Genomic DNA, 21,597 nt, shown 5'->3' with positions numbered 1-21,597 from the left:
GGCGTGGACATGCAGGATCTGCGTATTTCCCTCGTCCAGGGCGACACCCGCTGGCACGACCCGGCCGGCAACCGCGCCTACTACGGCGCGCTGCTGGCACCGCTGGCCGGCACCACCGACCTGGTGATCCTGCCGGAGACCTTCACCAGTGGTTTCTCCAACGAGGCCATTGCCCAGGCCGAAGGCATGGACGGCCCGACCGTGGCCTGGGTGCGCGAGCAGGCCAGGGCCTTGAACGCGGCGGTGATCGGCAGCGTGCAGCTGCGTGATGGCGAAGGCGTCTACAACCGCCTGCTGTTCGCCACGCCCGATGGCACGCTGGAGTACTACGACAAGCGCCACCTGTTCCGTTACGGCGGCGAGCACGAGCGTTATGCCGCCGGCCGCGAGCGCCTGAGCGTGGAATGGAAGGGCTGGCGGATCAATCCGCAGGTCTGCTACGACCTGCGCTTCCCGGTGTTCTGCCGCAACCGCTACAACGTCGAGCGTCCGCAGCAGCTGGACTTCGATCTGCAGATCTTCGTGGCCAACTGGCCGTCGGCGCGCGCCTATGCGTGGAAGACCCTGCTGCGCGCGCGCGCGATCGAGAACCTGTGCTTCGTGGCGGCGGTGAACCGCGTCGGCGTGGACGGCAACCAGCTGCACTACGCCGGCGACAGCGCGGTGATCGACTTCCTCGGCCAGCCGCAGGTGGAGATCCGCGAACGCGAACAGGTGGTGACCACCACCATCTCGGCCGATGCCTTGGCCGCGCATCGCGCGCGCTTCCCGGCGATGCTCGATGCCGATGCCTTCCACCTGGATGAACAGGCCTGAGCCACGGCCTGAACACCGCCGCACCAGCGCGCGCGCCTGCATCCAACGTGCACGCGCGCACTGCTAGATTCGCCGTCAGTCCGACCGAACTGGAAGTCCTGCCATGAACAAGCCTTTCGCCGTGCTGCTGGCCCTGTCTGCTGCAACGCTGGCCCCGGCTGCGCACGCTGCCGGCAATCTCGATTGCCAGCTGCGCTACAACCTGTCCGGCTGGTCGCTGATCTACAAGACCGCCTCCGGCAACGGCACCGTCACCTGCAGCAATGGCGCCAGCATGCCGGTACGTATCGAAGTGAAGGGCGGCGGCCTGACCGTGGGCAAGTCGAAGATCACCAATGGGCGTGGCAGCTTCACCGGTGCGGTCAGCGTCAACGAACTGCTGGGTACCTACGCCTCGGTGGGTGCGCATGCGGGTGCGGTGAAGTCCAGCAACGCGCAGGTGATGACCAAGGGTGACATCTCGCTGGCCCTGTCCGGTACCGGCAAGGGCTGGGACCTGGGCGTGGACGGCGCCGCCTTCACCATCAGCCGGCGCTGAGGCGCGTCGGCTCGGCAGTTCCCCAGCTGATGCGGATGTAGTGCTGTTCGGAGTCGCTCAACAGCCGTTCGACAACGAAACCATTTTTCAGCAATTGTGCGACCGCGTCTTCGACGAGCTGCCCGCTGGCCATTACCTGGCTGAAGCCGAACACGATGTAGCGACGGCCATTTTCCGAGCCGGCCTGGATGGCGTTGTCGAGGTCGCGGTAGAACAACTCGATCGGGCGCTTGGCGGCGTCAGCATTGGCGCGGGCCTGTTCGGCGGTGATGGTGATCATGGGCATCTGCCTTGGGTGGGGCAGCGCGCACGATAGCCAGCGAATCAAAGCCGTTCCCGGAAGCCGCGCACAGTGCGCTCCATTTGCAGCCATTCCTAGGTTGCAGCGGGACGCCGTCGCTGCAGCCACAAGGCCAGCAGGCCACACACGATAACGGTCGGTGCCAGCAGCTGCACTGCACCAACCAACGCCATTGCCGCACCGATCAACAGGTAGTAGAGCAGGCCGAACAGCGCGCCTGCGCTGCCGAGACAGTGTGGATAGCCGCGCAGGGCCTGGCCGAGCACATTGGGAATGGCCAAGCCGAAGCCCGTCACCCCCGGCACCATCGCCGCGACCAGGGCAGGGTGATCATGCAGCAGCGCAGCCAGCAGGCCTCCCGTCAGAACCAGGCCTGCGGCGATGCGGATGCGCGTGGCCGCGGCAACGCCGGCACGCAGCAGGCGGCCATTGCCCCACGCGCCCAGTGCCGAGCCCAGTGCCAGCACCGCGCCGCTTGCACCGAACCAAGCCAGCGGCCAATGCAGTCGTTCAAACACGAACGGACCCAGCGCGTACCAGCTGTACATGGCCACGTTGAACGCCGTCACCAGCAGCGCCTGTGACCAGATCCAGCGATCGCGCAGCAGTTGCCGCAGCAGCGGCAGCATGGGTGTGTGCGCGACTTCGGCAGGGCGGCTCTCGTGCAGGCCGGATGTGCATCCGAGCATCAGCAGGATGACCATCAGCAGGAGGCCGGCCTGCACACCGGCATAGCCATGGCGGCCCACCAGCAGCGTGCCCAGTGCAAGGCCGATGGCCGGACTCAGGGCCAGGGCCATGCCGATCCAGGAGAATGCCTGCGCCAACGCCGGCCCCTGCAGATGGTCGCGCAGCACGGTCTGGGTGACCACCGAAGCGGCCGCGGCGCCGACCGCGGCCAGCGCTTGGGCCAGCAACACCGGGCCGAAGCTGCCAGCCAGCAGGCCGCCCAGTGCAGCCACGGCAAAGATGCCGAGGCCACAGAGAATGGCCGGGCGACGACCGATACGATCGGCCAGGCGCCCCCACAGCAGCACGCCTGCAGCGAAGCCGAACAGATACAGGCTCATGGCCTGGCTGGCGGTACCCGGCGGCAGGGCGAAGCGTTTGCCCAGATCGGCCAGGGCCGGGCTGTACAGGGTCTGCGCCAGCTGGGGAAACATCAGCAGCGCGATGGTGAGCAACAACAGGCGACGCGACATGCGGGCGCTCCACGAACAGGGCCGCGCATTGTGGTCGCGCCTGCAATGGCGCACTCTCTCCATCCTGTCATTGGATATATGAAATCGGACATGGCCTGGTTGCAGCCGGACGCGCCCTTCGACGCTGATGCCTGGAGCGCTCCGGTGCTGGGGATCGCGGCGTCACTGGCGGATCACGATTCGGGTTGGCACCAGCATGCACGCGCGCAGCTGCTCTACACCCGGCAGGGCTGTACGCGCCTGACCTACGGTGATCGCATCAGCCTGCTGCCGCCTGCGCGCGCGGCGTGGATTCCGGGCGGGCTGCGCCATCGCGCGCAGATGCGCCAGGCGGTCGACTACCGTTCGTTGTACTTCGACGCCACCCTGTCGGCCCAGCTGCCCCGGCAACCGGCGATCATCGGCGTAGGTCCGCTGCTGCAGGCCTTGCTGGAGCCGATCGCGCAGGCACCGTTCGACCATGACTGGCAATTGCCGCGCGCGCACCATCAACTGGCGTTGTGCGTGCTGGAAATCGCCGCTGCACCGGTGGCGCCGATGGACCTGCCTTTGCCGCGTGATCCACGCATTGCACGTTGCCTGCCGCTGGCCGAACAGCTGCCGCCCGAACTGGGCGAGCTGGCCGAGCGCGCGGGTCTGAGCGTGCGCACCATTGGCCGGCTGATGCAACGTGATACCGGCATGGGCTATCAGGCCTGGCGCCAGCAATGGCGCCTGATGAGGGCCATGGAGCTGTTGCTGCTCGGGCATCGCGTCGCGCATGTGGCGCAGGACACTGGCTTTTCCGCCGAGAGCCCGTTCATCGCCTTCTTCCGCAGCATGGCCGGCACCACGCCCGCCGCTTTCCAGCGCCACGCAAAAGGGGACGGAGGGGATTAAGTCGTTTTCGCCCCTTCGACACATGGCGTGGCGAAAACGACTTAATCCCCTCCGTCCCCTTTTTAAAGAAAAACCCCGGCCTGGGCCGGGGTTTCTCATTTCAGCGTGGCCTGTGATCAGCCGCCGCGTGGGCCGCTACGGCGCGGGCCGCCCGGGCCGCGGTTGCCGCCGGGACCACGGTTGCCACCCGGACCGCCGGGGCCGCGGTTACCTCCGGGGCCACGGTTGCCACCGCCCGGGCCGCGACCGCCCGGACGGGCGCCGTGTGCCGGCTTCGGGCTGCCATACGGGTTGAAACCCGGGGTTGCATGGTCGGACGGGAAGCTCGGAGCGTTGCCCGGATGACCGTACGGGTGCTTGTTGCCCTGGCCCTGCGAGCGGTTGCCGGCACCGGCCGGACGACCCTGGCCGCCTGCGCCGCCACGGCCTTCACCACCGAAACCGCCACGGCCCTGGCCGCCGGCGGCACCCGGGCCCTTCGGCTTGCCGTACGGACGGCCCTGGCCGCCCGCGCCCGGTCCACGGGCACCCGGGCCACGTGCGCCCGGGCCGGCATTGCGGTGCCCGCTCGGGCCAGTGCTCACGCCATCGGGCACGTACCAGGTGCGGAACGCGGCCGGATTGCCTTCCGGCAGCGAACGGTCATTCTTCGGCGCGCGCTGCTTGAACGGCTTCTGCGACTGCTTGGCTGCTGCTTCACCGCTGACCGTCAGGCCGCCCTTGAAGCCGCCACCCTTGCCGCCGCGACCACGGCCGCGGTCTTCGCGGACGTTGTCGAAACGGCGCAGCTCGCGACCTTCGTCAGCGGTGTTGTGGCCATTGACGTAGGCATTGCCGCGGCCACCTTCGCGCACGCGCACGGTGGTCTTTGCGGCGCGGCGCTGGCCGATCACCGGCTGCAGCGTCAATGCCGACGGAGCGCCTTCTTCCAGCTTCAGCTGCGCACGCAGCGCTTCCACCTGAGCGGTGCCCAGTTCCACCGAATGGCCACGGGCCAGTTCGCGCGGCAGGCTCACCTTGCCATAGCGGGTGCGCTTCAGGCGGCTGACCTGGCAGCCCTGCGATTCCCACAGGCGGCGCACTTCGCGGTTGCGGCCTTCCTTCACCACGACGCGGAACCAGTCGTGAGAATCGGTGCCGCCGATGCGTTCGATCTCATCAAACTTGGCCGGACCGTCTTCCAGTGCGACGCCACGGCTGAGGCGGTCGACGATGGCGTCGGAGACCTTTTCCTCGCCTTCCGGTGCACGCACGCGCACCACGTACTCGCGCTCGACCTCGAACGACGGGTGCATCATGGCGTTGGCCAGCTCACCGTCGGTGGTGGCCAGCAGCAGGCCGGTGGTGTTGATGTCCAGGCGGCCGATGGCGATCCAGCGCGCGCCCTTCAGCGGCGGCAGCGACTCGAACACGGTCGGGCGGCCTTCGGGATCTTCGCGGGTGGTCACCTGGCCTTCCGGCTTGTTGTAGACCAGCACGCGCGACGGCTCGGCCAGGGCAGTGGCGACGAAGCCACGGCCATCCAGTTCGATCCTGTCGCCGCTCCTGACCGACATGCCGGTCTGCGCGACTTCACCGTTGACCTTGACCAGGCCTTCGGCGATGCGCTGTTCCAGCGCGCGGCGCGAGCCGAGGCCGGCCTGGGCCAGCACCTTGTGCAGGCGCTCTTCCAGCTTGAACTGTTCGGAGGTGGCTTCGCGCTTCAGCGAGAGCTTGTTACGGGGGGTGTCACTCATCAGTTTTGCTCCGGCCGACGGTTTCGAGGTCGGCCTCTGGTTCGGAATCGGCTTGGTCAACAGCCACGGTCGTCATCGCGACGGCGTTGTCTTCGCGTTCGTTCACTGGCACCGCGCGCTCGCCCGGCGCGGAATCGGGGTGCCCATCATCGAGGGGCGAAGGTGCTTGCTCATCGGAGGCCGATGCAGGGGCTGCATTGGCGGAATCGGGGGTGTCACTGCCGGCCAGGCCGGCGTCATCGTTCGCGGCAACGCCATCGGCGCCGGCCGAGATATCCGGACCCTCGGCACCGGCCACGGCCGGTGCATCACGGTCCAGGGCCAGCTGCGGTTCCAGCTCACCCAGGTCCTTCAGTTCCGACAGCGGCGGCAGTTCGTCCAGCCGCTTCAGCCCGAAGTAGTCCAGGAAGCCCTTGGTGGTGCCGAACAGCGCCGGCTTGCCGGGCACGTCGCGGTGGCCGACCACGCGGATCCATTCGCGTTCTTCCAGCGCCTGGATGATGTTGCTGCTGACCGCCACGCCGCGCACCTGCTCGATCTCGCCGCGGGTGATCGGCTGCCGGTAGGCGATCAGCGCCAGGGTTTCCAGGGTGGCGCGGGTGTAGCGGGTCTTGCGTTCGGTCCACAGCCGGCTGATCCAGCCATGTACTTCGCCGGTGACCTGGTAGCGGAAGCCGGAGGCGACCTCGACCAGTTCCACGCCACGACCTTCGCAGGCCTCGCGCAGGCGCTCCAGCGCACGTTCGATGCTGCCCGGCGGTGCCGGTTCCTCTTCCGGAAACAGGTCCTTCAGCTGGGCCAGGGTGAGTGGCTGGCTGGAGGCCAGCAGGGCACCCTCGACAATGCGGTCGATCAGCGATTGATCCATCGGCAGTCAGCGCTCACTCGTTGGCATTGGCGGCGTCGTTGTCGTCGAACTCGCTGCTGAACTGCAGCGGCGCGTTGGTGTTTCCAGCGGCCAGCGACTTCACGTAGATCGGCGCCAGCGGTTCTTCCTGGACGATGTCCAGCAACTGTTCCTTGGCCAGTTCCAGCACCGCCAGGAACGTGACCAGCACGCCCAGCTTGCCTTCTTCGGCGGTGAACAGCCCTTCAAAACGATAGAACTTGCCGTCTTCCAGGCGTCCCAGTACTTCGCCCATGCGTTGCCGCACGCTCAGTGCTTCGCGCTTGATGGCGTGGCCGCTGAACAGCTCGGCGCGCTTGAGCACGTCGTGCAGGGCCAGCAGCATTTCCTTCAGGTCCACCGGCGGCGGCAGCTTCACCGTGGCGCGCTCGGGCATGAAGGCATGCGCCACCGTGGTGTCGCGGTCCTGGCGGGGCAGGGCGTCGATGTCCTCGGCGGCCTGCTTGAAACGTTCGTACTCCTGCAGCCGGCGCACCAGCTCGGCGCGCGGGTCGGCCTCATCGCCTTCCTCGCTGACCGGGCGCGGCAGCAGCATCCGCGACTTCACCTCGGCCAGGATCGCGGCCATCACCAGGTACTCGGCCGCCAGCTCGAAGCGCAGCTCGCGCATCACGGTGATGTATTCCACGTACTGCCGGGTGATTTCGGCCACGGGAATGTCCAGCACATCCAGGTTCTGGCGGCGGATCAGGTACAGCAGCAGGTCCAGCGGGCCTTCGAAGGCGTCCAGGATGACTTCCAGCGCGTCCGGCGGGATGTACAGGTCCTGCGGGATCTGCAGGACCGGTTGCCCATGCACCACGGCCAGCGGCATTTCCTGCTGCTGGGGGGCGGGCGGCCGGGTTGGCGGGTTCGCGTCGAGCGCGAGTTCGGAAGTCATCTAATGGACATCAGGATTGCAACGGACCAGTCGCGGCACCGGGTTCGCCGGGCCAACGCCACGGAGCCCCAGGGCACCAGACACGCCGGGATCGGCGCGATTCCACACATATCAAACAGCAGGACGCGCCGCAGTAAACGGCCGCGACAGAACTACGGGGAGGTCGTCTACGTGGCCCGGCCAAGTGGTCCGGTTTGAAGCAGCGGATCTGTCGTCGGGGGCTGCGTGGCTGCAGAATCCGACGGGCTGCTGCATCCAGCCACGTGCAATGGAGTCTAGGGTAAGCCTTTGCTGCGCCAGTGTCCAGCCGGACCGGGGCAGGGGCTGCATTGGCTAGAATCGGCGGACCCGACAACGCGAGCGAGGAAATGCCGGTGTGGTATGTGATCGAAGGGTATGACGGCCAGGATGTGCTGGCGCAGCGGCTGCAGGCGCGGCCGGAGCATCTGGCGCGGCTGCATGCGCTGCGCGACGCGGGACGCCTGCTGCTGGCCGGGCCGTGCCCGGCGGTGGACAGTGAAGACCCGGGCCCGGCCGGTTTCAGCGGTTCGGTGGTGATCGCGCAGTTCGAGTCGCTGCCGCAGGCCCAGGCCTGGGCCGATGCCGACCCGTACGTGGCTGCAGGCGTCTACACCCGCGTGCAGGTCCGCCCGTTCCGCAAGGTGCTGCCGTGAACGCGAAACGGATCGAGCGGATCCGTGATGCGCTGCAGCAGGCGCTGGCGCCGAGCGTGCTGGAGATCGAGGACGACAGCCATCGTCACGCCGGCCATGCCGGTGCGCGCGACGGGCGCGGCCATTTCAACGTGCATGTGGTCAGTGAGCGCTTCGCCGGGCTGGGGCCGCTTGCCCGGCACCGCGCGGTCTATGCCGCGCTGGGGTCGATGATGGAGACCGATATCCACGCGTTGTCCATCCGCGCGCAGACCCCGTCAGAACAGGGCTGAGCCCTTGTCCCACGCTGTCCTGGCGGGTCCTTCATGGCCTCGCTACGGACAGGTTTTCATGTCCATTTCGGGACATTCGCCTAACGGACTGTTTACAAGCCTGGATGGAAACGCTTACATTCCGCGCCAATGCTGGTAGGTCCAAGCCGTGGAGGGCGGCTTCGTGAACAAGGCAGCTATCACAATCAAAGACGTCGCACGCGAAGCCCGGGTCTCCGTGGCCACGGTTTCCCGCGCGCTCAACGGGCATGAAAATGTCGCCGAACCGGTCCGCCAGCTTGTGCTGGAGGTGGCCGCACGGCTGCGTTACACCCCGCACGCCGCCGCCCGCAGCCTGAGCAGCCGCCGCACCAATACGGTGGGCGTGGTGCTGCCTGACCTGTACGGCGAATTCTTCTCCGAGCTGATGCGCGGCATTGACGGCGTGGCCCGCAACCGCCGCCAGCACCTGCTGGTGTCCAGCTACCACGGTGACCAGGAACAGCAGGGCGCCGCCCTGCGTGCCATGCGCGGCCGCGTCGACGGCCTGCTGGTGCTTTCGCCCTATGCCGAGAGCCCGGGCTTCCTGACCGACAACCTGCCGCAGTCGTTGCCGACGGTGTTGATCAACACCTATCTGCCCGGCCAGGATCACCCGGTGCTGAGCATCGACGACCACGCCGGCGCAATGGCGATGACCCGCCACCTGCTGGATGCCGGCCACCGCCGCATTGCCTTCATTTCTGGTCCGGACCTCAACTTCGACGCGCGCGAGCGCCTGCGCGGCTTCCGTGACGCGCTGGCGGCTTCTGGCGGTGGCGCCGAAGGCATCGAGTTGCCCGGTGATTTCGACGAAGCTTCCGGCCATCGTGCCGGTCAGGAGTTGCTGGCAGCCGGAGCGCTGCCCGATGCCGTATTCGCCGCCAACGACATGATGGCCCTGGGCTGCCTGTATGCGTTCACGCAGGCAGGGGTCCGTGTGCCGGCCGATGTGGCCCTGGCGGGTTTCGATGACATTCCACTGGCGCGTTTCGTCCACCCGTCGCTGACCACCATGCAGGTCAGCATCGCCGAGCTCGGCGACCGGGCCATGACGCGTCTGATGCAGTTGATGGACGGCACCTCCACGGATGGGGCAGGGGACAAGCAGACCCTGGTTCCCCGCTTGATTGTTCGCGATTCCACCACTCCGCCATCCGGCCGTTGAAGCCAGAGGCGTTTCTTCTTTTTTTTGACTGATCGCAGGGACCGCGCAAGCGGTTACCGCCACCCGGAGATTGAGTTGATGATGCATACCACCTTCCGCATGCCGGCGCGCCGGCTGCTGAGCACCGCTCTGGTCAGCTGCCTGATGCTGGCTGCCGCCCCGAACGTCATGGCGCAGTCGGCCAACGCCAGCCTGCGCGGCCAGGTTGCCGGTGCCCAGGCCGGCACCGAAGTGACCGCCACCAACGTGGCCACCGGTACCGTCCGCCGTGGCACCATCCGCGCCGACGGCAGCTACTCGCTGATGGGCCTGGATCCGGGCACGTACAACGTGGTCGCCAACGGCCAGACCCAGAAGGTCACCGTCACCGTGGCTTCGACCGCGACGCTGAACTTCGCTGGCGCAGCCAGCAGCACCGCGGGCTCGACCGCGGCCACCAACCTGGACACCGTCAACGTTGTTGCGCCGACCCTGCTGCAGGAAGTGCGCACCTCCGAAGTTGGCAAGACCGTCAGCCTGCAGCAGATCCAGACCACCCCGCAGGTGTCGCGCAACTTCCTGGAGTTCGCCGACGCGGTGCCGGGCCTGATCTTCACCCGCGATGCCAAGGGCAACACCTCGCTGCGCGGCGGCGCCACCAATGCAGATGGCACCAACGTCTACATCGACGGCGTCGGCCAGAAGAGCTACGTCAAGGGCGGCGGCGTGGCCGGCCAGTCCGGCAGCGCCGGTAACCCGTTCCCGCAGCTGGCCATCGGCGAATACAAGGTCATCAGCGGCAACTACAAGGCCGAGTATGGCCAGGTGTCGAGCGCCGCAGTGACGGCTGCGACCAAGTCCGGTACCAATGAGTTCAAGGGTGAAGCGTTCTACCGCTACACCGATGAAGACATGCGTGCCAAGACCCCGGCCGAGCGGCAGGGCGGCAAGGAGAAGATGGTCTCGGCCGAGAAGGAATACGGCTTCGCCCTGGGCGGCCCGATCATCCAGGACAAGGCGCACTTCTTCGTGACCTACGAAGCCAAGCGCTTCGACCTGCCGGTCACCATCGCGCCGGATGGCGCGGTCACCGGCGCTGCCGGCCTGCTGCCGCCCGCCGGTGCCGCCGGCCTCGGCCCGGCCAGCCAGCCGTTCCAGCAGGATCTGATCTTCGGCAAGATCGACTTCGAGCCGACCGACAACGACCGCATCGAGCTGACCTTCCAGGACCGCGACGAAACCCAGTCGCAGTTCAGTGGCCAGACCTCGCCGGAAGCCGGCCGTGAAGTGGTCAACACCGACCGTCGTTATGCCCTGCGCTGGAACCACAGTGGTGAGCGCTACTACAACGAGTTGATGGTCACCCACGAAGACTCGTTCAACAACCCGACCCCGCTGACGCTGGCCAACGGCATCACCTACACCGCACCGGACGGCCCCGAAGACCGCACCATCGTGAAGATCGGTGGCGCCTCGGCACTGGATTCGCAGGTGAAGGGCCAGAAGGGCTGGTCGATCGAAGACAACCTGACCCTGGATGGCATCCAGTGGGCCGGTGACCACACCATCAAGATGGGCGTGAAGTACAAGGCGATCGATCTGTACGCATCCGATGCGGCGCAGATCAATCCGACCTTCACGTACTCGCTGGGCGATCCGGACTTCCCCGATTCCATTCCGTACAAGGCGCAGTTCGTCAAGCCGGTGACCGGCGTGACCGGCGTGTCCGGCGAAGTGCGTTCGAAGTCCAAGCAGTACGGCGTGTTCATCCAGGACGACTGGCAGGTCAACGATCACCTGCAGCTGAACATCGGCCTGCGCTGGGACTACGAAAAGACCCCGTCCTACCTGGACTTCGTGACCCCGCAGCAGGTGGTCGACGCCATCTATTCGCAGGATCCGCGCGCCCCCGCTGGCCAGACCTATGCCGATTCGCTGGCACTGGGCGGCCTGGACATCAGCGACTACATCAGCAACGGCCACAACCGCAAGGCGTTCAAGGACGCCTGGCAGCCGCGCCTGGGCTTCTCGTATGACATCAACGCCGACGAGCAGCACGTGATCCACGGTGGTGCCGGCCGTTCCTACGACCGTGACCTGTTCGACAACCTGCAGCTGGAAACCACCAAGCTGGCCCTGCCGCAGCCGACCATCTACTTCCGCAACCCGGCTACCGGCGCCTGCATCAACGGCCAGGCCGCCTGCTATGACTGGAACCCGAACCTGCTCAACGGGATCGGCAACCTGCAGGCCCTGGTCGGCGCGACCAGCAATGCCGGCCTGGAAGTGGACCTGCTGAACAACAAGCTGAAGGCGCCGTACTCGGATCAGTTCAGCCTGGGCATGAGCAACCAGATCGGCGACTGGCTGACCGACGCCACCATTGCCCGTACCCTGAGTTACGACGGCTTCGCCTTCACCCTGGGCAACCGCTACCCGACCGGCCAGTTCTTCGATGATCCGCGCCTGTGTGGTGGCACCTCCCCGGGCCTGAGCCAGGCCTGGAGCTGCAACGTGCCGGGCTTCGGCAGCCTGATCATCGGCCAGCAGGGCATCAAGACCCGTGCCACCCAGGTCCTGTTGTCGGCACAGAAGCCGTTCACCAAGGAAAGCGGCTGGGGCACCTCGATCGCCTACACCTGGACCACCGCGCGCCATAACCGCGACATCAACGAGAAGTACGCCTTTGACCGCGGCCTGATCGGTGACTACCCGACCATCCGCTCCAACGGCGCACCGCGCCACCGCCTGGTGGTGACCGGTTCGTACGCGGGCTTCTGGGGCATCACCTTCGGCGGCAAGATCACCCTGGCCACCCCGACCGCCGTCAACGACTGGTACCCGGTGATGCAGGCCAGCGGCTACACCCTGCCGACCCCGCAGGCGGCCGTGCCCAATGCAACCGGCAAGTTCCTGGTGGGTGGCAAGATCTTCGGCTACCGTTCGGTTGACCTGCAGGCGACGAAGACGTTCAAGCTGGCGGGCAACACCGAGCTGTACGCCCGTCTGGACATCATCAACGTGTTCAACTTCGACAACTTCTCCACCTACAACTACGTCAAGACCAACGGCAAGCTGCAGGCCAGCTACAACGAGACCGGCGACATCATCGGCACTCCGCGCCAGGTGAAGGCCGAGGTGGGCTTCCGCTTCTAAGCGGCGCCGCCTGCTGCTGTATCCGATGCCGCCGGTCCGCCGGCGGCATCGATTGTGTGAGAACGGCAATGGCCGGCCCCGTGCCGGTCCATTGCCCACGCCGCTGCCGGGCAGGGGGCAGCGGCGTGGGCAATGATCGCGGTGTCAAACCACGTTTTTCGTGGTTTTTTAAGAGCTCATCTTGTAAACGATTTCAGATCATTGGACGGTATGCTTTCCCATCGATCAGACCACCGGAGGAACCGCGCCATGCAGGCACGCCATCTGTTGTCCGCCGCAATGCTGTGCTTGGCGGTGGCCGCCTGCCAGCCGGCCCAGCAGGAACCTGCCAAGCCGCGCCCGCCGGTGATCCTGATCGAGGCCGATGCACCGCCGCGGCCGATGAAGCCGGAGTTGCCGCCGCTGTTCGATGACATCGAGCGCCGCACCTTCCAGTTCTTCTGGGACACCACCAACGAGATCAATGGCCTGACCCCGGACCGCTATCCGTCGCGGCCGTTCGCCAGCATCGCGTCGGTGGGTTTCGCGCTGACCGCCTATCCCATCGGTATCGAGAACGGCTGGGTCAGCCGCAACCAGGCGATCGACCGGACCCTGACCACGCTGAAGTTCTTCCGCGACGTGCCGATGGGCCCACAGCGCACCGGCAAGGCCGGCCACAAGGGCTTCTACTACCACTTCCTGGACATGCAGGAAGGCCGTCGCTACGACAGCTGGGTCGAACTTTCCTCCGTGGATACCGCACTGCTGATGATGGGCGTGCTGTTCGCGCAGTCGTACTACGACGGTGACGATCCGCGCGAGAAGGAAATCCGCCAGATTGCCGATACCTTGTACAAGAAGGTCGACTGGCCGTGGCTGCAGCAGCGTGCACCGCTGATCTCGATGGGCTGGTTCCCGGAGAGCGGCTTCATCGACCACGACTGGATGGGCTACAACGAGGCGATGATGGTCTACATCCTCGCCCTGGGCTCGCCCACGCACCCGGTCAGCCCGGACGCGTGGACAGTGTGGACGCGCACCTATGACAACGACTGGGGTGTCTACCAGGGCCAGGAATACCTGTCCTTCGGCCCGCTGTTCGGCCACCAGTACAGCCACGTCTGGATCGATTTCCGCGATATCCAGGACGCGTACATGCGCGAGCGCGGCAGCACCTATTTCCTCAACAGCCGCTCGGCCGCGCTGGCCCAGCGCGAGTACGCCATCGCCAACCCGATGCAGTGGAAGGACTATGGCGAGAACGTGTGGGGCCTGACCGCCAGCGATGGCCCGCAGAACACCACGCAGGAGTACCGCGGCGAACAGCGCCAGTTCCGCCACTACTCCTCGCGCGGCGCCGGCCTGCGCGAGAACTTCGATGACGGCACCATTGCCCCGACTGCGGCGATCGCCTCGGTGGTGTTCGCGCCCGAGCAGGTGATCCCGGCGACGCTGGAAATGCACAAGCGTTACGGCGACTACATCTATTCCAGCTACGGCTTCCTGGATTCGTTCAATCCCAGCTTCAACTACGACATCCCGATCAAGACCGGTCGCCTGGTGCCGGATCGCGGCTGGGTCGCCAGCGACTACATCGCCATCGACCAGGGGCCGATCCTGACCATGATCGCCAACTACCGCAACGACTTCGTCTGGGAAGTGATGAAGAAGAATCCGTACATCCGCAAGGGCCTGGAGCGGGCCGGATTCAGCGGCGGCTGGCTGGCGCCGGAAGGGTCGTTCCAGCCGCTGGAACTGCAGAAGGACGAAAAGGCCGCGGCAGCACGCGCGGTGGGTATCGCCGAATCACGCGCGGCTGCCGCGCAGGAACAGAAGAACAATGCCAACCGCACCACAGGCCAGGGCAAGTAACCCGATGCCGAACTGGATCGACCGCCTGCGCCGCTGGGCGCTGCCTGCCCTGGCCACCCTGGCCGTGGCCGGCTGCGCCCGCACCGAACCGGGCACCACCACCGTGCGCTTCTGGGCGATGGGCCGCGAAGCCGAGGTGGTCAGCGAGCTGATCCACGAGTTCGAGGCCGAGAATCCCGGCATCAAGGTGGATGTGCAGAACATCCCGTGGACCGCCGCGCACGAAAAGCTGCTGACCGCGTTCGCCGCCGATGGCCTGCCGGACGTGTGCCAGCTCGGCAACACCTGGGTGCCGGAGTTCGCAGAACTCGATGCATTGACCCCGCTGCAGCCGTTCGTGCAGCGCTCCACTGTGGTCGATCCGAAAGATTACTTCCAGGGCATCTGGGATACCAACGTGATCCACGGCGAGCTGGTCGGCGTGCCGTGGTACGTCGATACGCGCCTGATCTACTACCGCAAGGACCTGCTGGCCAAGGCCGGCTACGACCACCCGCCGCGTACCTGGGCCGAGTGGGACGAGCAGATGGCGGCGATCAAGCGCATGCAGGGCCCGAACCGCTACGCAGTGCTGATGCCGATCAACGAGTTCGAGCAGCAGCTGTCGCTGGCCCTGCAGCAGCCCGACCCGCTGCTGCGCGACGACGATACCCGCGGCAATTTCGCCAGCCCGGGGTTCCGCCGCACGCTGTCCTTCTACGCCAACATGTTCGAGCAGGGCTGGGCGCCGAAGATGTCCGAGACGCAGATCTCCAACGTCTGGGATGAATTCTTCCGCGGCTTCAACGTGTTCTACATCTCCGGCCCCTGGAACATCCGCGAGTTCAAGAAACTGCAGCCGAAGGAACTGGAAGGACAGTGGGGCACCGCTGCGCTGCCGGGGCCCGACGGTCCGGGCGCGGGCATCGCCGGCGGCACCAGCCTGGTGATCTTCCGCAAGTCGCAGCAGAAGCAGGCGTCCTGGAAGCTGATCGAATTCCTGTCGCGCCCGCAGATCCAGGCACGCTTCCATTCGATCATCGGCGACCTGCCGCCACGCCGCAGCGCCTGGAACGCGCCGTCGCTGGCCAACGATCCGCTGGCCGCCGCGTTCCGCGATCAGCTGGAGCGGGTCAAGCCGACGCCGAAGGTGCTCGAATGGGAGCGCATCGTGCAGGAAATGCGCATTGTCACCGAGAAGGTGGTGCGCGGTGGCCTGCCGCAGGACAAGGCCGTGGCCGAACTGGACCAGCGCGTGGACAAGGTGCTGGCCAAGCGCCGCTGGATGCATGAACAACAACGCCTGCAGGAGCGCGCGCCGTCGCCGCAATCGAGCAGCGCAGTGGCCGCCGGGAGCGCGCAATGAAACGTACTTCGCTGGCCGGCTGGATCTTCGCCGGCCCCTCGCTGATCGTGCTGGGCGTGTTCTTCGGCCTGCCGGTCGCCTCGGCGCTGGCACTGAGCGTGACCGACTTCGACCTCTATGCACTGGCCGACAGCAGCAACCTGCGCTTCGTCGGCCTGGGCAACTACATCGACCTGCTGCAGACGCCGATGTTCTGGAAGTCGCTGTGGAATACCACCTACTTCGTGCTGATCGGCGTACCGTTGTCGATTGGTGTGTCGCTGGGCGCGGCCATGCTGCTCAACGCACCGGCCGCACGCTTCAAGGCCCTGTTCCGTACGGCACTGTTCGCGCCGGTGGTGACCACGCTGGTGGCGGTGGCGGTGATCTGGCGCTACCTGTTCCATACCAGCTATGGCCTGGTGAACTACGGGCTGGGCCATCTGGGCATCAGTCCGATCGACTGGCTGGGTGATCCCAACTGGGCGATGCCGACCATCATGCTGTTCGCGGTGTGGAAGAACTTCGGCTACAACATGGTGATCTTCCTCGCCGGCCTGCAGGCGATCCCGCATGACCTGTACGAAGCCGCGCGCATCGACGGCGCTTCGCGCTGGAAGCAGTTCCTGCACATTACCCTGCCGATGCTCGGCCCGGTACTGCTGGTGGTCGGGGTGATCACCGTGTCCGGCTACTTCCAGCTGTTCGCCGAGCCGTATGTCATGACCCGCGGTGATCCGCTGCAGAGCACCGTCAGCGTGCTGTATTTCATGTTCGAGGAAGGCTTCAAGTGGTGGAACCTGGGGCGCGCCTCCGCGGTGGCGTTCCTGCTGTTCCTGATCATCCTGGCGGTGACCACCGTGATGCTGCGTTTCGGCCGCAAGAGGCAGTTGGTATGAGTCGTGAAATCGGCCAGTCGCGCTGGTATCCGTGGATGATCAATGGTGCGTTGCTGGTGCTGGCCCTGGTCAGCCTTGCACCGCTGCTGTGGATGCTCTCGGTCTCGTTCATGCCGCAGGGCGAGGCCAGTCATTTCCCGCCGCCACTGCTGCCTTCGAGCATCACCACGCACAACTACCACGAGCTGTTCGCGCGCACCGGCATGGGCGGCAACTTCGCCAACAGCCTGCTGGTGTCGCTGGCTATCACGCTGGGTTCGCTGCTGCTCAACACCATGGCTGGCTACGCCTTCGCCAAGCTCAACTTCGTTGGCCGCGAACGCCTGTTCCAGGTGCTGATGGCAGCGCTGGTGATTCCGGCGCAGGTGGCGATGCTGCCGCTGTTCCTGCTGATGAAGCAGCTGGGCCTGGTCAACAGCTTTGGCGGGGTGATCGTGCCGGCGCTGGCCAGCGTGTTCGGCATCTTCCTGGTGCGCCAGTACGCGCGTTCGATCCCGGACGAGCTGCTTGAAGCGGCGCGCATCGATGGCGCGGGGGAGCTGCGCATCTTCTTCCAGATCGTGCTGCCGATGCTCAAGCCGGTACTGGTGACCCTGGCGATCTTCACCTTCATGGGTGCATGGAACGATTTCATGTGGCCGCTGATCGTGTTGACCGACCAGGAGCACTACACTTTGCCGGTGGCGCTGGCCACCCTCTCGCGCGAGCACATCATGGACGTGGAAATGATGATGGCTGGCGCGGTGGTCACCGTGGTTCCGGTGCTGGCACTGTTCCTGGTGCTGCAGCGGTACTACATCCAAGGTCTGTTGCTGGGGAGCGTCAAGGGATGAAGCGAGCGATCGCCGTTGGACTGGGCCTGTTGTGGACTTCCCTGGCGATCGCCGCACCACCGGCACTGCCGGCGCCGAAGGTACTGGACGATTTCGACGACATCGGCGCCTGGAAGCTGGTGCTGTCCGACCAGGTCAGCGGTTCGCTGCGGCCGGTGAGCGGTGCCGGTGGCGGCCGCGCGCTGTGCCTGGACTACGATTTCCACAAGGTGTCGGGCTACGTCGGCATCCGCCGCGCGCTGGGTATCGAGTACCCGGCCAACTACCGCTTCGGCTTCCAGCTGCGGGGAGATTCGCCGGGCAACGACCTGCAGTTCAAGCTGATCGATGCCAGCGGCGATAATGTCTGGTGGGTCAACCGTCCGGGCTACAGCTTCCCCAAGGCGTGGACGCCGGTCGAATACCGCCGTCGCCAGATCGACAAGGCATGGGGGCCATCGCCGGATAAGGAGATGGCGCGCAGCGCTGCGGTCGAGTTCACGATCTACAGCAAGGTCGGCGGCCGTGGCACGGTGTGCTTCGACAAGCTGACCCTGCAGGGCCTGCCGCCGCAGGATGATTCGGCGCTGGTGCCATCGGTGATCGCCGACACCGCCACCGCGCTGCAGGACCGGATGATCGACGGAAAGAGCGATACGTTCTGGATCAGTGGCGGGGTCAAGCAGCAGACCATCAGCCTGGACCTGCACAAGAGCCGCGAGATCGGCGGCGCGGTGATTGACTGGCTGCCGAACCTGGAAGCCAATCGCTACACCGTGCGGACGTCCGAGGATGGCCGGGACTGGCGCACCGTGCGCGAGGTGACCGGCGGTGCGGGCGGCCGCGACTGGCTGGCGCTGCCGGATACCGACGCGCGCTACGTGCGCTTCGATCTGCACGATGGCCCGAACTGGCGCTATGGCATCCGTGACATCACGCTCAAGCCGCTGGCGTTCGCGGCCACGCCGAACGCATTCCTGTCCTCGGTGGCGGCCGACCTGCCGCGCGGCTCGCTGCCGCGTGCATATGTGGGCGAACAGCCGTACTGGACCCTGCTCGGCCTCGATGGCGGCCAGGAGCAGGCACTGATCAGCGAGGACGGTGCGCTGGAACCGGCCAAGGGCAGTTTCAGCATCGAGCCGTTCATCCGCGTGGACGGCAAGTTGCTGGACTGGTCGACGGTGACCATCACCCAGTCGCTGCAGGATCGCTACCTGCCCATCGCCAATGTCGACTGGGTGCATGAGAAGGCCGGCCTGGCGGTAACCAGCTTCGTGCAGGGCACGCCGGAGCGCGCGCAGCTGATCGGCCGCTACCGGTTGAGCAATCCGGACAAGGTGGCGCACGAGTACACCCTGGCGCTGGCGATCCGGCCGTGGCAGGTGAACCCGCCGACCCAGTTCCTCAATACCGTCGGCGGCTTCAGTCGCATCGATGCGCTGGATGTGGGCGAACAGCTGGTGCGCATCAACGGTGAGCCGCGCATCTATCCGTTGCAGGTGCCGGATGCGCGCTTTGCCAGCACGTTCGATGGCAAGCTCGACGCGATGCATCTGGCCTCCGGGAAATACCCGGCCAGCACGGCGGTGAAGGACAGCACCGGCATGGCGTCCGGTGCGCTGCTGTATACGATCAAGCTGGAGCCTGGCCAGAGCCGAGAAGTGGCGGTGGTGTTGCCACAGACCGGAGGCTGGGCGCCGCAGGCGCTGGATGTGGCCAAGGCGCAGGCACAGGTCGCAGAGCAGTGGCGGCAGAAGCTGGGGGTGGTCTCGTTGCAGGTACCGGCTGCGGGCCAGGCACTGGTCGATACCCTGCGCACCGCCGTGGCGCACATGCTGATCTCGCGGGTCGGCCCGCGCCTGCAGCCGGGCACGCGCTCGTACGCGCGCAGCTGGATCCGCGATGGCGCGATGATTTCAGAGGGCCTTCTGCGCATGGGGCGCAGTGATGCGGTGCGTGATTACATCAACTGGTATGCGCCTTATCAGTTCGAGAATGGCAAGGTGCCGTGCTGTGTCGATGCACGTGGCAGCGATCCGGTGCCCGAGAACGACAGCCATGGCGAGCTGATCTACAGCATTGCCGAGTATGGGCGCTATACCGGTGACAGCACCTTCGCCGAACTGATGTGGCCGCATGTGCAGGGCGCCTACAACTACATGGAGCAGCTTCGCGCCAGCGAGCGCACGGACGAGAATCGGGCGCGCAATCCGGCGTTCTACGGGATGATGCCGGCCTCGATCAGCCACGAAGGCTATTCGGCCAAGCCGATGCATTCGTACTGGGACAATTTCTGGGCCTTGCGCGGCTACAAGGATGCGGCATCGCTGGCGGCCCAGCTGGGCAAGGTCGAAGCCATGCAGATTGCCGAATCGCGTGACCAGTTCCGTGATGACCTGCAGGCCTCGCTGCTGTCGGCGATGCAGCAGCACAACATCGATTACCTGCCGGGCTCGGCCGAGCTGGGCGATTTCGATGCGACCTCGACCACCATCGCGCTGGCTCCGGGCGGTGAACAGGGGCGCCTTCCGCAGCAGGCGCTCGATGCCACTTTCGAGCGCTACTGGAAGGAATTCGTGGCCCGTCGGGACGGCAAGCGCGAGTGGAAGGACTACACGCCCTACGAGTGGCGCAACGTGGCCGCCTTCGTCCGCCTTGGCTGGCGCGATCGCGCCTGGCAGGCGACTGAGTTCTTCTTCAAGGACCGTGCGCCGCAGGCCTGGAACCAGTGGGCCGAAGTCGTCTCGCGCACGCCGCGCAAGCCGTTCTTCGTCGGTGACCTGCCGCATGCCTGGGTCGCCTCGGACTTCGTGCGCTCGGCCCTGGACATGTTCGCCTACAGCCGTGACATGGACGATGCGCTGGTGTTGGCCGCCGGCATTCCGACCGCCTGGCTGCAGGGCGACGGCATCGCTGTGCAGGGCCTGCGCACGCCGCAGGGCCAGCTCAACTACCGCCTGCAGCGCAGCGACAAGCAGCTGGTGCTGGAGGTGCAGCCGGGCCTGGTGCCACCGGTCGGTGGCGTGGTCTTGCCGTGGCCGTACGCCGGTGATCCGGGCGAGGCGACCATCAACGGCGAAGCGGCCGAATGGACCGACAGGGAACTGCACGTGCACCAGCTGCCGGCGCGGGTCGAGATCGATGTACCGGGCGCGGTGCGCCGCGCCGAGCGCAAGGGGCAGTAACGATGAAGCAGCAGGGGGGAAGAGTGCGCACGGCCGTGCGTGCCCTGGGACTGGCCATTGCATTGGCATTGCCGGGTGCCGTGATGGCAGCCGTGCCAACCGCCGCGACAGCGGCTGACATCGCCAGCGCACCAGGCATGAGCATGGTGACCTTCAACCTGCATCACGACCGCGAGGACTGGCCGAGCCGCCGCCGCACCATCCTGGCCGAGCTCAAGCGCCTGCAGCCGGATGCGGTTGCCCTGCAGGAGGTGATCCAGCGCCGCAACGTGCGCAACCAGGCGCAGTGGCTGGCCAGCCAACTCGGCTACAAGTACGTGTTCGTGTCCACCGATCCGGTGGGTGCGCCGAAACGTTACGGCAATGCGCTGCTGACCCGGCGGCCGATCCTCGCCCAGGGTGAGCACCTGCTACAGCCGCTGGACGACTACCGGACGGTCGCCCATCTGCGCATCAATGTGGACGGCAAGGCGGTCAACGTCTATGCCACCCACTTCAACGAGCGCAGCGACGAAAATGGCCAGCGCATCCGTCGCACCCAGGTCGAGGACCTGCTGCGCTTCATCGCCAGCACCTCAGCCGGCGCACCGGTGGTGATCGCGGGCGACTTCAACGCGCTGGTCGATGCCAGTGACCTGAGCGAGCTGCGCAGCCATTACGGTGACAGCTACGGCAGCGTGCACGTCAACACCGACCTGGCCGGGGTCAGTACGCTGAACAGGCACTACTACCCGGTGGCCTCGCGGATCGACCACATCTTCTTCCAGCAGGACGCGATGGTCGCACGTGAGGCCAAGCTCCTGTTCGACCAGCCCGATGACAGCGGTCGCTGGGCCTCGGACCATTATGGCGTGTGGACCCGCCTGCAATTCGCTCCGGCGCACTGATGTCCTGGTAGGTGCCACCTTTGGTTGGCACGGACGTGTCCGCGTTCGCTCCAACAACGGCGCCGACCAGGGTTGGCCTCTACCAGAGTGCTGCACGCGCCCGGCGCACA

18 protein-coding genes are annotated in these 21,597 nt (G+C 66.2%); 13 read left to right on the top strand and 5 right to left on the bottom strand.

Features of this window, described 5'->3' with window-relative positions; translation table 11 throughout:
• The first annotated feature begins 9 nt into the window (after window positions 1–9).
• Together ACUDTM_RS06020 and ACUDTM_RS06015 are read left to right on the top strand one after the other, a co-directional pair.
• Entirely contained in the window at window positions 10–816 is an 807-nt protein-coding gene (locus tag ACUDTM_RS06020) for an amidohydrolase (RefSeq protein ID WP_061478015.1), read from the top strand.
• 103 nt (window positions 817–919) lie between these two features.
• Window positions 920–1,354, top strand: a complete 435-nt coding sequence (locus tag ACUDTM_RS06015; protein ID WP_061478014.1) for a hypothetical protein — start codon at window positions 920–922, stop codon at window positions 1,352–1,354.
• Here ACUDTM_RS06015 and ACUDTM_RS06010 read toward each other — a convergent pair.
• Entirely contained in the window at window positions 1,341–1,634 is a 294-nt protein-coding gene (locus ACUDTM_RS06010) for a hypothetical protein (RefSeq protein ID WP_088496667.1), read from the bottom strand. The two genes, ACUDTM_RS06015 and ACUDTM_RS06010, sit on opposite strands and share 14 nt — an antisense overlap.
• 95 nt (window positions 1,635–1,729) lie before the next feature.
• Window positions 1,730–2,857, bottom strand: coding sequence for an MFS transporter (locus ACUDTM_RS06005; protein WP_445391211.1), 1,128 nt, complete (start codon window positions 2,855–2,857; stop codon window positions 1,730–1,732).
• A 90-nt stretch (window positions 2,858–2,947) separates the two neighbouring features.
• Here ACUDTM_RS06005 and ACUDTM_RS06000 point away from each other — a divergent pair, with 90 nt between their 5' ends.
• A complete protein-coding gene (locus tag ACUDTM_RS06000; RefSeq protein WP_088496669.1) occupies window positions 2,948–3,736 on the top strand; it encodes an AraC family transcriptional regulator in 789 nt (262 codons plus the stop codon).
• A 116-nt stretch (window positions 3,737–3,852) separates the two neighbouring features.
• Here ACUDTM_RS06000 and ACUDTM_RS05995 read toward each other — a convergent pair whose 3' ends face one another.
• The 3 genes from ACUDTM_RS05995 to ACUDTM_RS05985 are packed head-to-tail and all read right to left on the bottom strand — an operon-like array spanning window position 3,853 to window position 7,259.
• Window positions 3,853–5,472 (bottom strand): pseudouridine synthase, encoded by a 1,620-nt coding sequence (locus ACUDTM_RS05995; RefSeq protein ID WP_188240802.1) that lies wholly within the window; start codon window positions 5,470–5,472, stop codon window positions 3,853–3,855.
• The gene (gene scpB, locus ACUDTM_RS05990; protein ID WP_072168371.1) at window positions 5,465–6,340 is read right to left on the bottom strand and encodes an SMC-Scp complex subunit ScpB; all 876 of its coding nucleotides are present in this window, start codon (window positions 6,338–6,340) and stop codon (window positions 5,465–5,467) included. The genes ACUDTM_RS05995 and scpB overlap by 8 nt, the downstream gene beginning before the upstream one ends.
• Window positions 6,341–6,353: 13 nt before the next feature.
• Entirely contained in the window at window positions 6,354–7,259 is a 906-nt protein-coding gene (locus tag ACUDTM_RS05985; RefSeq protein WP_005417635.1) for a segregation and condensation protein A, read from the bottom strand.
• A 374-nt stretch (window positions 7,260–7,633) separates the two neighbouring features.
• On the opposite strand from ACUDTM_RS05985, the gene ACUDTM_RS05980 reads away from it, so the two are divergent.
• The 10 genes from ACUDTM_RS05980 to ACUDTM_RS05935 all read left to right on the top strand — a co-directional run bounded on the left by ACUDTM_RS05980 (window position 7,634) and on the right by ACUDTM_RS05935 (window position 21,487).
• Window positions 7,634–7,933, top strand: a complete 300-nt coding sequence (locus ACUDTM_RS05980) for a YciI family protein (protein WP_005417634.1) — start codon at window positions 7,634–7,636, stop codon at window positions 7,931–7,933.
• Window positions 7,930–8,205, top strand: a complete 276-nt coding sequence (locus ACUDTM_RS05975; protein ID WP_227836962.1) for a BolA family protein — start codon at window positions 7,930–7,932, stop codon at window positions 8,203–8,205. The genes ACUDTM_RS05980 and ACUDTM_RS05975 overlap by 4 nt, the downstream gene beginning before the upstream one ends.
• 148 nt (window positions 8,206–8,353) lie before the next feature.
• Window positions 8,354–9,391, top strand: a complete 1,038-nt coding sequence (locus tag ACUDTM_RS05970) for a LacI family DNA-binding transcriptional regulator (RefSeq protein WP_005417630.1) — start codon at window positions 8,354–8,356, stop codon at window positions 9,389–9,391.
• Between the two features lie 78 nt (window positions 9,392–9,469).
• Complete coding sequence (locus tag ACUDTM_RS05965) at window positions 9,470–12,526, top strand: TonB-dependent receptor (RefSeq protein WP_353761199.1); 3,057 nt, start codon at window positions 9,470–9,472, stop codon at window positions 12,524–12,526.
• Window positions 12,527–12,775: 249 nt separating this feature from the next.
• Entirely contained in the window at window positions 12,776–14,380 is a 1,605-nt protein-coding gene (locus tag ACUDTM_RS05960; protein ID WP_088496671.1) for a glucoamylase family protein, read from the top strand.
• Window positions 14,381–14,384: 4 nt separating this feature from the next.
• Entirely contained in the window at window positions 14,385–15,725 is a 1,341-nt protein-coding gene (locus ACUDTM_RS05955; protein ID WP_252744460.1) for a sugar ABC transporter substrate-binding protein, read from the top strand.
• Window positions 15,722–16,603 (top strand): carbohydrate ABC transporter permease, encoded by an 882-nt coding sequence (locus ACUDTM_RS05950; protein WP_005410323.1) that lies wholly within the window; start codon window positions 15,722–15,724, stop codon window positions 16,601–16,603. The genes ACUDTM_RS05955 and ACUDTM_RS05950 overlap by 4 nt, the downstream gene beginning before the upstream one ends.
• A complete protein-coding gene (locus tag ACUDTM_RS05945) occupies window positions 16,600–17,436 on the top strand; it encodes a carbohydrate ABC transporter permease (RefSeq protein WP_005417620.1) in 837 nt (278 codons plus the stop codon). Before ACUDTM_RS05950 ends, ACUDTM_RS05945 begins: the two co-directional genes overlap by 4 nt.
• The gene (locus tag ACUDTM_RS05940; protein WP_353080280.1) at window positions 17,433–20,600 is read left to right on the top strand and encodes a discoidin domain-containing protein; all 3,168 of its coding nucleotides are present in this window, start codon (window positions 17,433–17,435) and stop codon (window positions 20,598–20,600) included. The genes ACUDTM_RS05945 and ACUDTM_RS05940 overlap by 4 nt, the downstream gene beginning before the upstream one ends.
• A 2-nt stretch (window positions 20,601–20,602) precedes the next feature.
• Window positions 20,603–21,487, top strand: a complete 885-nt coding sequence (locus tag ACUDTM_RS05935) for an endonuclease/exonuclease/phosphatase family protein (RefSeq protein WP_032954315.1) — start codon at window positions 20,603–20,605, stop codon at window positions 21,485–21,487.
• Window positions 21,488–21,597 lie beyond the last annotated feature (110 nt).

It is taken from the genome of Stenotrophomonas maltophilia group sp. vghtpe118 (genome assembly GCF_052605195.1).
Note: the sequence above shows the minus strand (reverse complement) of the source record. Positions and strands in the feature narration are given on the sequence as shown.